Annotated in this window: 6 protein-coding genes; 4 read left to right on the top strand and 2 right to left on the bottom strand. The window is 46.9% G+C overall.

What is annotated here, in order from left to right; all coding sequences use genetic code 11:
* Positions 1–41 precede the first annotated feature (41 nt).
* Genes pyrB through EYM_RS04055 form a run of 3 tightly spaced genes read left to right on the top strand, consistent with a single transcriptional unit; the run spans position 42 to position 2,114 of the window.
* A complete protein-coding gene (pyrB, locus tag EYM_RS04045) occupies positions 42–959 on the top strand; it encodes an aspartate carbamoyltransferase (RefSeq protein WP_075049790.1) in 918 nt (305 codons plus the stop codon).
* Entirely contained in the window at positions 959–1,432 is a 474-nt protein-coding gene (pyrI, locus tag EYM_RS04050) for an aspartate carbamoyltransferase regulatory subunit (protein WP_075049791.1), read from the top strand. The genes pyrB and pyrI overlap by 1 nt, the downstream gene beginning before the upstream one ends.
* 1 nt (position 1,433) lies before the next feature.
* Complete coding sequence (locus EYM_RS04055) at positions 1,434–2,114, top strand: hypothetical protein (RefSeq protein WP_075049792.1); 681 nt, start codon at positions 1,434–1,436, stop codon at positions 2,112–2,114.
* Between the two features lie 4 nt (positions 2,115–2,118).
* Here EYM_RS04055 and EYM_RS04060 read toward each other — a convergent pair whose 3' ends face one another.
* Both EYM_RS04060 and EYM_RS04065 read right to left on the bottom strand, forming a co-directional pair.
* Positions 2,119–2,430 (bottom strand): YqaE/Pmp3 family membrane protein, encoded by a 312-nt coding sequence (locus EYM_RS04060; protein ID WP_075049793.1) that lies wholly within the window; start codon positions 2,428–2,430, stop codon positions 2,119–2,121.
* A gap of 249 nt (positions 2,431–2,679) precedes the next feature.
* Positions 2,680–12,105 carry a hypothetical protein gene (locus tag EYM_RS04065; protein WP_075049794.1) on the bottom strand — a complete coding sequence of 3,142 codons (9,426 nt, stop codon included), beginning with the start codon at positions 12,103–12,105 and terminating at the stop codon, positions 2,680–2,682.
* A gap of 174 nt (positions 12,106–12,279) precedes the next feature.
* Here EYM_RS04065 and EYM_RS04070 point away from each other — a divergent pair, with 174 nt between their 5' ends.
* Complete coding sequence (locus tag EYM_RS04070; RefSeq protein WP_075049795.1) at positions 12,280–12,621, top strand: transcription factor S; 342 nt, start codon at positions 12,280–12,282, stop codon at positions 12,619–12,621.
* The last annotated feature ends 60 nt before the right edge of the window (positions 12,622–12,681 follow it).

Genomic DNA, 12,681 nt, shown 5'->3' on the forward strand with positions numbered 1-12,681 from the left:
AATTGCAAATCGTTCGTCTTAGGAAGTAACGGGCATAACTATTGCGTCACCTAATCTCAACTAGAGAATTATCTAAGAAGGACATGATGGAAATATGGGACATTGCTTCTGAAATAGAGAGTAAACGCCTCCACAAAAGCTCTTGGTGTCTCCTAGAGGGCAAGACGGTCACTCTAGCATTCTTCGAGCCTTCCACTAGAACACGCTTAAGTTTTCAACTAGCGGCCAAGAGGTTATGTGCCAACGTTCTTCCTACGGTTGGGGAAGAAGCGTTAAGTTTAGCAAAGGGCGAGAGTTTTCACGATACCGTTATGGTCTTAGATGAACTAAGTGACGTGTTAGTAATAAGGCACTGGATGGAAGGCGCAGCTAAGTACGCTTCGGAAATAGCTAAGCATGCTATCGTTAACGCTGGCGATGGACGTAACTACCATCCAACTCAGACGCTGATAGACTTGTATACCGTAAAGAAGAGATTCGGAACCATTGATGGACTCAGTTTCGCATTAGTGGGAGATTTGAGATACGCTAGAACGGCTAAGTCACTCCTAATGGCTCTTACTAAGTTCAATGTTAAATCAATATATATAGTTGCACCGCCCCAGCTGAAACCACACCCATGGATAGTGGAAGAACTAAGGAGAAATAACGTTAGGGTTTTCGAAACGGATAACTTAAATGAAATTATAGGAATGGTAGACGTTTTATATGTAACTAGGATACAAAAGGAGAGAATCCCCGATCCAGCTGAATATGAGAAATTAAGGGGAAGTTATAGAGTAACGCTTGAATTGGTGAAGAGAGGCAAGAGCGATTTGCTAGTATTACACCCACTGCCTAGGCTCGATGAGTTGGATTACGAAATAGATAGTACGCCACACGCCGGTTATTTGGAACAAGTACGCGTTGCCGTTCCAGTTAGGATGGCCGCTCTAGCGTGGAGCTACGGGGTGGTATGATGAAGGAAATGAAGGTAAGCAAAATAAACAATGGAACTGTAATTGACCATATTCCTCCAGGAAGAGCCCTGGAGGTACTCAAGCTACTAGGCATAACTGGAAAGGAAGGTAAAATGATACTGGTAGCAATGAACGTAACTTCAAACAGGATGAAAGGTGGTAGGAAGGACATAGTAAAGATAGAGGGACTCTATTTATCTGAGGACCAAATAAGGAGAATAGCCTTAATAGCACCGACTGCTACCATAAATATTATAAAGAACCGGGAAGTCGTAGAGAAGAAAGGCGTTGAAATACCCGACGAGGTATCCGGAATATTGAAATGCTCTAATCCTACTTGTATAACTAGAAACGAAAAGGTTAGAGTGGCTTCAAAGTTTAGAGTCATAAATAAAAATCCGCTTAGATTACAGTGTGTCTATTGTGAGAGTATAATCGAAGAGGAAGAAATTAGTAAGTACATGGTGACGTAACTTGAAGTACGAATATAAGATATCGGGAGTATTGAGGAAAAGGAAACTCAATAAGTACGTATACGAAATTTACGTGAAATGGGCTGAGAAACCTCCAGTAGGAACGTTCTTCATGGTGTGGCTGCCGGGGTTCGAAGCCATACCACTCTCCGTAGCCGATTGGGATAAAGGCGCCCTCAAGTTCTTAGTTCAAATAAGAGGTCAAACTACTAAGGCGTTATATAGTGCAGAGAAAGTTGGACTAATGGGTCCTTTGGGAAGGGAGGCACCCAGACCTTCTTCGAAACCCACTTTGATAGCCGGTGGAATAGGGGTCGCTCCATTGCTTTACATGAGACGCGAATGGGGAGGAAAGTTAATATATGGGGCTCGGAACTCAGAGATGTTGATACCTCTAGATGAGCTTGGGGGAGAGGTAATAGTAGCTACTGAGGACGGTTCTAAGGGAATTAAAGGTACCGTTATAGATGCGTTCAAGGAAAATCTCGCTAAGAGCGACATCTATTCATGTGGACCCCTTCCCATGATGAGGGCCTTAGGCGAAATGGCTCGTTCCATGGGTTTAAGAGGTTACGGGAGTACGGAAGTACCAGTGAAATGCGGAATGGGGATATGTGGCGCTTGCGCTATAGCGGGAAGGTTATTGTGCAAGGAACCTTGGATACCCCTTCACCTATTTTAAAAAATCATCCCTTTACGTTAACCACTATTACTTGGCCGCTACCTCCAGTAGCAGCCCCAACGCTTTGACCAGTAGTCTGTACTGGAACGGTTTGTGGAATGGCTGGACTCAGCGCTGTGGAGTGACTCTGTATTATAGTTTCACACGCCGAAATCTTTGGAAACACGTATAGCCAGCCGAAGACTATCAGCAAGAACGTCAAGATTAGTGCTATTACGAAGTCGCCTATCTTGTCCCTTTCACACTCGTTTGGTAACAGTAATATCGCTAAGGGTGGAAAGATGAACCCTAAGATCCATGCTAGTATCAAACCCACGAACCTTTCACCGATGGTGTTCTAGACTGTAAAACATTTCAATGGTCACTGAAACTGAAACGTTTGGTAAATGTGAATAGAATGAGAGGCCGGGAGACCTCGGGGTCATTCTCCCGATAATCGGGCGTCACGTGGATCCCCGAGGCACTCCTCGTGATGAAATTAGGAATTGAGGATTAGTTAAGCTTAGCCCGATGAGGAGTACGCCATCGGGAGAGGAGTGATCGGAAGCCCCCACTGAGGGAAAAATTACTTGATTGGAATAGTCATGTTACACGTTACTGCTATTAATCCTACTTGAGTGGACGTTACGTTACCGCTTAGCTTCGTCGGTTGACTCTGCATCCCGCATACGCAATAACAGTCCGGCGGCTCTTCGGCTACCTTTGCTGGCTGTGGACTGGGCGGGGGCTGAATTGCCGGGGTCTTACAGTTGAGGCACTCGGCACCTCCTACTACCGTGAATAAGCTACCTTGATATTGGAAGAGCACGTCCTTGCTGCTAGTGAAGGCGTAGCTCTCGTAGTTTGCGTTGCAATTAACTTGGTTATCTTGTTCGGCGTAAGCTCTGCATTCGCTCAAACTGACCTCTCCAAGCGAGGTATCGTTGACGGTCTTTAGCAGCATATCGGGCCTTTCCGCTTTCTTCGGTCTATCGAAGAGATCTAGGCCGCTCCATACGTCAGCAAAGATACCGACTTGTTGGCCAGTGTTCTCGGGCGTGGCATTGCTATCGAACGATTTCACAGTGCTAACTAGAGCGCTCCATCCCGCGTTGTTACCGCTAGTTATTCCACTGAAGAACCAGTTGAGAGCTATGTACGGCCAAGTCCAGTTCTCTCCTAATACTAAGTCAGCCCTATCGTAGTGGAAGACAACGTCACCGCTCTCGTATAGGGTCGCTCCGAACCTAGCCCTTAACCACGGATCGTTTTCCCAATATGGATAGAAGCTCTCGTCCCACCATATTGATGCCCACCTCTGACCGTGACTGTAACCGTACTGGGTCCATTTCTCGATATGTGCTCCGTGCCATCCCGCATACAGGAAGCTATTCGTCCAAGCTATTAAGTCGCTGAAGAACGGATATATACCAGTGTGGCCTAAGAACTCGTTCCAGTTGGGCGTGTAGTCCCTTAGGAACCAATCTTGTTGGGTGCAATCGTCCTTGAAGTACATGTCGCCGTTAACCATTATAGCTATCCAGTTGAGCCAGTTTACGCCGTAGAACGGGAATTGCGATAGATCGAACGATGGTATGTCCTCCCTACTCGAAGGCGTTGCCTTGAACCACACCCAGTCGTCGTCTAGGGTTAGAGGGGCGTGCCAACACCCAATGGGCGTTACGTCGCTCGGGTAGCGATAGTAGGACTCCTCAGTAGCCACGAGCACTTGTAGTACGCCTCCGTTACACATGTCGTACCATTGTATGGTAACGGTGTGGTATCCTTCAGGTACCTCTATGACGTAATAGTCTTGTCTAGGAGCCGTCGGGTCCCATAGGTCTAGTGCTGTATTGTTATCTATCCAAACCTTAATTCCATCGTCGTGGCGTATGTAGATCTTAGTTCCCGGCGTGAAGTACATAGTTGTATTCATTACTCCGTAGTAGGCCCAGTGCTTCCCATCTAGTAAGCATCTAGGCCCTCTATATGGTATCTTTACTAAGGGATTACCTATTAACCAGTAGCTCTCTGGGTTCGTACACCAATTGGCGGCGCAACATGGACCACCGTTTGGTAGAGTTTCGTTGCTATACACGGCAACGCTGTAGTCCCAATCACTAGTCGTAGGCGAACCGCTTACCGGCTTAGTCGGAACCGTTGCGTCCACCTTAGCGACAAGCGAACAGCTCTCTGAACACTGCCATTGCGGATCTAACCATGGTCTATCTCCAGGGGAGTCCGGTTCCCAGTGAGGTTGATAGTGAGTAGAGAAGGTACACTGGTGACCCCATTGGCAGTCTGCATCCATGGGGAAGGCCTTGTACACCTCTACGTGCCACTTCACGAGAGGTTGGGTGTTACTTCCAGTTAGACCCCATATTTGGTTGTTTCTCTCGAGAGCGCCTCTGCGGCTCCACGGTTCTTCTATGTAGTATCCCTTCTTAGTGAGATAGACTACGTAGAAGCTGTTCGCTTGAACCCACGGGTTGCGAGCCAGTTCTAGTAATTTCTTAGGATCGTTAACCTCCGGACTCTTCGGAGCGACTACTATTACGTCGTCTATACTGACCGTACCATAGTGCTCTTCCGAGTTAGAGGCAGTGAATCCTAGGAACCACTCCTCTGGAATACTGAATCCTTCGAGTCCCACGCTAGTATTTAGTACTAGTTCGTTGTCTATCCACACCATTACCTTTCCTCCGCACGTAGCTATTTGCGAACACGCCTCGAAGGAGCTGAAGCCTACGTTAGGCTTCAAGCAGTAGGTCATGTAACTGAACTCGCCTATTGATTGAGATACGTCGAAGTAGCAGTTACCGGACCATTGAGGATCAACGTATATCGTCAATTCGTGCCAGTTTCCATCTATTATTGAAGACGGTGAGATTGCGTGGTATCCTATGAGTGCGTAAGGTGAATCCTTCACTAATGCGACATGCGCGTCCACCAGAATATTATTCTCCATGAATAGACCAAGGCTCTTTACTCTATGTGCCTCTACTGGAGGCGCTTGGCTCCTGTGGAAGTCTACTTCTACTGCGTAACCGGGACTATAGCCGCTGTTAGGTCCAGCTATTAAGCCTAGCGCGGAACCTCCCCACGGTCTCACTTGCCATACGCTCGTGAAGTCCTTGCTCTCTAACGGATAGTATTTCTTGTAGAAAGCGACAGCGAAGCCTTCGGGATCGCCCTCAACTTTGAACTTCAAGTTCAATAACCACGGTCTTCCTTGCAGTAACCATCTGATGTTCTCCATGATTTTCGGATCGACTAATATAACACTGGCTTGGTTCGGCTGACCTGACACTAACTCTATCAGTCCGTTCCCTCCTTGGTTTAGCGCCTTGAGTCCAAGCTTCGGTTGGGAGTTAGAGCCCGGTGGAGCTTCGTATCTTTTTATTACGGTCCAGTTCGCCATATAATTGAAATCGTCGTCCACTAGGACCTTTATTTCACCGCTTTGCGCATGGACGTAGTAATCGTCCGCTGCACAGAGCTTAGCGACCTCAGTTAAGTTCTCTACAGTACCAGGCTGGCATAGCCTGAAGTCATCGATGAGGGTAACGGTCGATAGATCCCCAATGTTACCGCTCGAAGTGAACCCGATGCTCCATGCCGGTGGGATATAGAAGCCGGAGCTCGGCTCGCTAACTACTTCGTTTACCTTTACGTATAGTCCTCCTCCGCAACAACTGTCCGCGAAGTAGATCACGACAATGTAATAGCCTGGCTCTGGGAAGTTCAGACTGAACGTCCTGACCCTCCCGGGTGTATAGGCCCAGTTGCTCTCGACGATCCTTGGCTTACTTATTATTATCCATTTTCCTTGCTCTTCGTCGTACTTAACTTTCGCAACAGCAACGGCTTGGGCGTCATCGGCAGCTATTTGGAACTGAAGCGTCGTAGGCTTAGTTATCTGAACTATTGAGTACGCGCTGACGAATGCAGCCTCATCTAACTCGGGTGGCCTCTGATATACTACGTAAGTTGCTGCATCAGTTGGTACTATGCCGTAACAACCGCTTATTTGCCTTAATCTGCCGTCGTACGTAACAACCTCGTTACTTCCTAGGAACCAAGAGGTTCCGAGTGGTTGTATTACGCCTATTGGATATCTATACTCTTCTCCATCCACAGTGATGTGATCAATTCTCTGGAACCATATAGAGTCTTCGTCGTTGCTGGCCACTTCGTAGACGTTACCCGGATCCCAAGCGTTGCCGTTATCGAAGAAGTTAGGTATTGAAGAGGTTGGCGGTTTAAGTAGTTCTCTTATTTCGTCATTGACGTTGACGTTCGGCACGATGTACTTACTTGGATCGGGCGGGACTCTGGGGTTGCGACCGGGACAATCATCGAAGTTGTCGTCATAGAATAGCCTCACTTTCCACGCTAGCTTACCAACTCCATTATAGAGCTTGAGAGTTATTGGTTCGTCCCACCAAGAATTGCCCCACTGCACAATTATCCTATTGAGGCCGGGTCTAGCGTAGATTGTCCATAGTATTTTCGGATTACCAGCCATTACGAACCATCCGGAGACCACCGGTTCAATTCTAGTTTCGGTACTCCCATCTTCTCGAAGCACTTGATACTCGTGCCATACTTTTATGTAGTCGCTTCCGTACGCTTCAAGTACTACTATTCCATTACTCGATGCTTGGAACTCCGCCACTATTACTGCCCTACTGCTACTACTACCACCACTTCTCTTGGTCCAGACTATGTTTTCCGCTATGTAATCGAACTCGTAAACGTAGCCTTCGGAGGGGCCATCGAATACCGTTACGCCTTGATCGGGCTTAGCGACGAATACTAGAGACGTTCCCGGAGTTTTCGTAAGCGGGATAGGGAAGCTATCAGTTAATTCATATGGGTTAGCGTTAGCTACAACGTAACTACCGTCTAGGTTGACCGGGTTCGCGTTCGATGGTACTTCGTTGTAGTTGTTCGGTTCTTGAGTCGCACACGTCGTACCACTGCAAGTGAAGAGGGCGACGTACCACTTCACGGCGTTACCGTTTTCGTCGTAGACGAAGACGTCGTGGCCTATAGCGCTTCCACTACCATAGGTGGCCTTGGTTACGTCTTGCGCATCAAGTAGGACTTTATTTACGTTACCGTTTCCATCCATCTCGTACGCTACCACGCTCATTCTCTGGAAATAGGCATTTCCTCTACTTACAACGTCTTCGGGCTTAACTATGACACAAATTCTCTTCCATGCGTTTAGGAAGTCTTCGAACGTCGTTGTGAACCTAGCTAGGACCTCTCCCGGTAACCAATTGGTGAACATATCTCTATATATCAGTGCATAGTGAGGGGCTAGAGGTTCATTATCTATCCAATAGCTATTGGTACCATCGAATTGAGCCATTGTCGTATATCTCGGGTCGAACTCTACACCAAAGCCCGAGCTATCGCCGGTTCCATAGAAGCCTAACAAGTCTGGGGCATTGGAGGGTACTATGTAATCGAATTGTTTGTAGAAGCTGAACGTAAAGCCTCCTTCAGGTCCGCCAACGTTCGTTATCCCGCTGTAAGAGTTCCTAGTCGCGATGAGTGCATTGAAACATGCGACCCAAGGCTTTAATAGATCCTCTCTGATGTTATCCATTACGAAATCGCTTAACCTTATGAATCCGTTTTGGAGGAGTACCTCCATATCTCCATTGTCGTTTTCAATCGGGTAACCAAGGCTCTTTAAGTAGGTATCGAAGTCGCCTACGTATACGTCGCCTTGTAGGTTCCACTTACCCGCCTCCTTCATGACCTCAGCATTGGCTTTTCCGATATCCAGTTCGTTTGAAGATATCCTATTGAAGTCTTCCTTGAACGGTATGTTTACTAGGAGGCTCGGTTGCGAACCGTGTTCGTTAACTAGGTATGGAGACGGACAGTCTGTCTTAGATTGGTGTATGTTATCGTAACAGCCTCTTTCTAGTGGAGCGTAGAAGACGCCGTAGTTCCCTTGCGGAGGCGGTATGTAGGTACTCGAAGGCTTAACGTTGATCGGTGGGAGGAAGTTAGTGCCCATGTAAGGACCTCCTAGTTGGTACCATATTTCGAGAGGCCAGTACTTGACGTAAACGCATACGCCACCTCTCACGGTCTCTCCTGGATAGACCGTGAACGGTATCCTTACAGTCACCCAACCAGCTGCGTTGCCGTAGCCATAGTCACTTAGTAGAGGCTTATAGAATATTCCGGCCTTCTTATCAGTTATCGCGAACTTTAGGTATCCGGTATCTAGAGCATCGTAGAAGTGGATGGTTACCACGTGCGCACCGGGCTTAACTGGCAGAGCTATAGTCTGCGTCATTTCGTAAGGCATGGTTTCGTTTCTCGTAACTACCTCTTCCACGAACCTACCATACACTTTAGTCTCATCTACATATTCTCTTATTCTTAGTTCATCTATCCAGTAGGGCCATCCTCCCCTAACTACTATCCTCGTATACGTTCTCTGGGTGCTCGGTAACCTCCTTAGTTCGGTGTCCTTTAGCGTGTAAGTACCAGTGGTGGGTCCATCTAAGAAGAGCTTTACTTCATGAGGCAAGATCGCTAGTTGAGTGAAGTACCACGCCCCCCTTACTAGGTCGATACCGCCGGAACTGTGGGCGTACGCGTTACCGTTTGTTCTCTCGTCTATACCGATTGACTGACCATTAAAGTCAACGTATGTGGTAAATCCATTGAAACTATCGTCCTCCAGCCCCACTCTAGTTATTGGACAGTTCATGTGTTCTCTGAGCCTGTAGTTAAAGAACTCGAGCACGTAACCGTGATTCTCATCGACCGTTACGCCTCTTGAGGGAGCCCAGTTCAAGTACCTTATCTCAACGTTCGCTTCCTTTCTTACCCTTATCCAATCTAGTTGCGAGTTGCCTTGGTTCCTATTTCTGTCTGAATCGCCGTGGAGGGCTACGTAGATGGTCTGCCAATTGGGTGCATTGGTAATTGGGTCGTAGTCTCCAGAGTTCGATAGGATGCCTTCGTAGCTGGTTGATCTGTATATATCTGCCCTACTGTTGCCGTAAATTACCTTGAAGAACCTCCAAGAGTTAGCGTCTAGATTATTAGAACCTCCGTATACCCAATTGGGGTTCCTCACTACCCACACTCTGGAATACGTCGTGGTTGCTGCGACGCCTATGAACCTGTCGTACGGATGATTGGGGTCCCTTACCAACATTACGCCTAGGTCTCTATCCCCGCTGTTGCCTTGTCCTCTGGCCCTTCCTTCTACTATTATCTTTTCGTTATTGTTTACTATTATGGGGGAGCTCCATACCAAGGCCATTCCTCGTCCTTCGGATCTGACCCACCAGCCGTTCCAATCTCCCCACATTATTAGGAGACCGTTCTCAATGCTGAATTGCCCAGAGGGGTTGTTCACCGAAATCCAATTGGGATCCAGCGAATTACCATTGAAGTCGTCATACAGTAAGAATATATTTCTTGGATCGGTAACTAACCCTTCTTCGCCCCTAGTTACGGTTACGTTGATGCTGGCATTGGGAGCTAGAGAGCTTATTAGTATCCAAAGGGCACCGTTGCTCTTAGTATGGTCAGTCGTGCATTCGCCAGTCGAGGTTTCGTAGCAGAAGGGTAAGTCGCCGGCATCCGTTTTCACTGAAACGCTCGTTCCCTTAAACGGCGTTTCTATTCTAACTTGGACGTTGTTTAACGCATTACCGGTCGGGTTCCTTATAGTGATTTTCAAGCTATCCGGAATAGCTCTTAGGTCCGGTATCTCTAGGTACCCTCCTTGGGGATCGCAAGCGCCGTCCTTCTTCGCGGCACCTCTACTATAGAGAGGTGCGACTTCGTCGTTCGGAACTACAACTCTCCCATCACCAATGCTCTTCCATCCCATATCGACGTCGAAGTTATCGTAGTAATGGAACACGTTCTTGGGATCAGTAGCACCGTTAGTACCCACTATTACGTTGAGCCTAAGCGCGCTCGGCCCCGGAGGCAAGCTAACTCTCAACCATATGCGTACGTCCCTGGGCGAAGGCTCCGTGGTACAAGGCCCATAGGAGCTCAGCTGTCCTTGTACTATACCTTCCTCGTAGCAGAAAGGTATGGGATTTCCGTTTTCGTCAGTTACGGTTATCGGTTTTCCTATTAGTTCAGAAGGTAGTTTAATTGGTATTTCAACGTCCCTTAACTCTCGAGATAGCATGTTCGTTAATTCTATTTTCCATACTTTTTCGGTTATCGTTCTCTCGGTTCTCTCTATCCAGCTTGAGAACACTGGTTGACCGTCTAGGAAGACTTTGTAACCGACGTCGTAGCTGGTCACTTCTAGGAAGACTGTTCCGTTTATCATTGCAGTAAATGGTATATTTATTACACCATAGGCTGTCTTGCCAGTGACTACGTTATCGTCATACAGTATTAACTTATCTGCTCCCTTCTTCTCAATAACATCACCGAATAATCCCTTACCTGCAAATTCAATCACTTCCTCTGGCTGGATAGTAAGTTCGTCACTCGATTGAACGTCTCCTGCTGGAACTTGAGATGGCGTAGAGGGCTCGATGGGAATACCGTTCACCGTATATAGAGTATAATTAGATTGGAACTTCACGCTTGGGCTGAAGAAGCCCCAGTGATCGCTCAAGTAGTATGGCGCATTGAATACTTTCAATTGAGTGCCGTTAGATTCAACGTAAACCTCAGGAACTAAGTTTCCATCTTCATCTTTTAGAATTACTTCGTTGCCTAAGTAGGGGGATGAGAACGTTAACGACTTGATATGGGAGTATATCGACCAATACCATCTGCTACGATAATACTCAGTACTACCGTATTCGACCTCATCCAACGTTGCAATAGTAGGAGTAAAGCTCCAGTCAGTTAGAACTTTCGTATCCGACTTAGGATCTTTAACCCACGCCATGATGCCGTAGATATATGAACACTTGTAACCTCCAGGTCCGCAAGTGTTCTTAAAGAAGTTAAGTCTCTCTTCTAAGTTCGGATCGCCCTTATAGGCCAATTCGAGATACCTTTCCGGGAATCCCTTTCCTCCGGCCCCATCGCCCATTGCTAACTTCGTAGCATTGACCGGAATAACTATTGGGAAGTCGTTCCTAAGGATGGTACTTCTCAATTCGAATGGTATGAAGAATACTGCCGTTCTGTCGTCTGGAGGCGGCGGACACTTTTGGTTAGCGAATAGGGCTGCTAAGGAAATCCATTGCGTGGTAGGTAATCCCTTTATCTTACAGGTACAGTTACATTGAGAGGTTGTTATCCCTCCTTGCAACTGGAAAGACGCAATGCTCAAACCTCCTGTTGCGTTTGCGAGCGTTAATCTGCAAGGCGTGAGTTCAACGTCTGCTGAAATGGTTGTTACCTTTACGCTATCTACCTTAATGCTTTCTATTCGATCCGTTTGACCAATTAACGATACTTGCACGGAGGCTATTGCATATAGACCCGTGGAGTTACCGTCTACCAAGACTTCCCAATCGTTCTTTTTGGCGCCTTCATAGAGTAGCTCGAAGGTAGGGGACGAGGCGTTCAAGGGTAATAGTAGCTTTAACAAGGCAACACTAGACTGGCCGGTCTTCGGATCGATTAGAGTTACGCTCGATTGCGGCGAGGAAGGCGTTAGAATCACTTGGCTCAAGGTATGGGCACCTTCTTTGAAGGTTGTATTAAGAGCGATGGTTACTGCTAGCAATACTTCGTTAGGCAGCTTTACATTCTCTTTATATATTATGTTGACGAACGAGCCTTGGAGGCCTTTTACATTAATTGTGCTTGAAGTACATGCACAGAGTCCCGCGCTTAACAGCGCCGCTACGTAAGCCTTTTGAGCACCTATGTTTGGAGTAGACATTTCCATGCCTATTTCTTGTTGCCTATTTATTATTTGGACGAACATCATCATGGCTAACAAGAAGAGTATTAACATTATGAAGGCGCCTATTACTATCCCTATTCCTCCCCTTGACAAGCTGTTCGAAGACTTCTTCCTAGAAGTTGGCATATCACTATCGCCAAGTCCGGTAATGTAACACTTTTTATAAAATCGTTGCGTGTTGTATGAGACTTGTAACGCAAGGTCCAAACTTATATGGTGGGAAGTGAGTGTTCCGCATCTGAAGCGCTCTATTAACTCATTAAAGCTTAATCCATCGAATAGCAACAAGGGGTTAGGAAAATGGTTCAGTTTTGTCCAAAGTGCGGTTCTTTGATGGTTGCAAGAAGGGTACAAGGTAAGGTTATTCTAAAATGTATGAAATGTGGATACGAAATGGATGCTTCCCAAGCTAAGCCGATCCGAGCTTCAAGGAAGATACAACATAGCGTGAGGGAACGAACTATTGTAATCGATAAGAACGTGAACGTCGAAACTCTACCGAAAACCAGGGACGTTATTTGTCCGAAATGCGGACATGACGAGGCTTACTATTGGTTCGTGCAAACTAGGGCTGGCGATGAACCACCTACTAGGTTCTACAAATGCACTAAGTGTGGTCACGTATGGAGGGAGTACGAGTAATAGCAAAAAAGGCCTTAAAGGAAGTAGAAGAGGCATATATGAGGTCACCTCCACATTGGT

Source organism: Ignicoccus islandicus DSM 13165 (genome assembly GCF_001481685.1).
Taxonomy (GTDB): Archaea; Thermoproteota; Thermoprotei_A; order Sulfolobales; family Ignicoccaceae; genus Ignicoccus; species Ignicoccus islandicus.

What these genes read in the sequence shown, in the direction of transcription:
- pyrI (WP_075049791.1), top strand. Translation starts at nt 959, where the DNA reads ATGAAGGAAATGAAGGTAAGCAAAATAAACAATGGAACTGTAATTGAC.
- EYM_RS04065 (WP_075049794.1), bottom strand. Translation starts at nt 12,105, where the DNA reads ATGCCAACTTCTAGGAAGAAGTCTTCGAACAGCTTGTCAAGGGGAGGA.
- EYM_RS04070 (WP_075049795.1), top strand. Translation starts at nt 12,280, where the DNA reads ATGGTTCAGTTTTGTCCAAAGTGCGGTTCTTTGATGGTTGCAAGAAGG.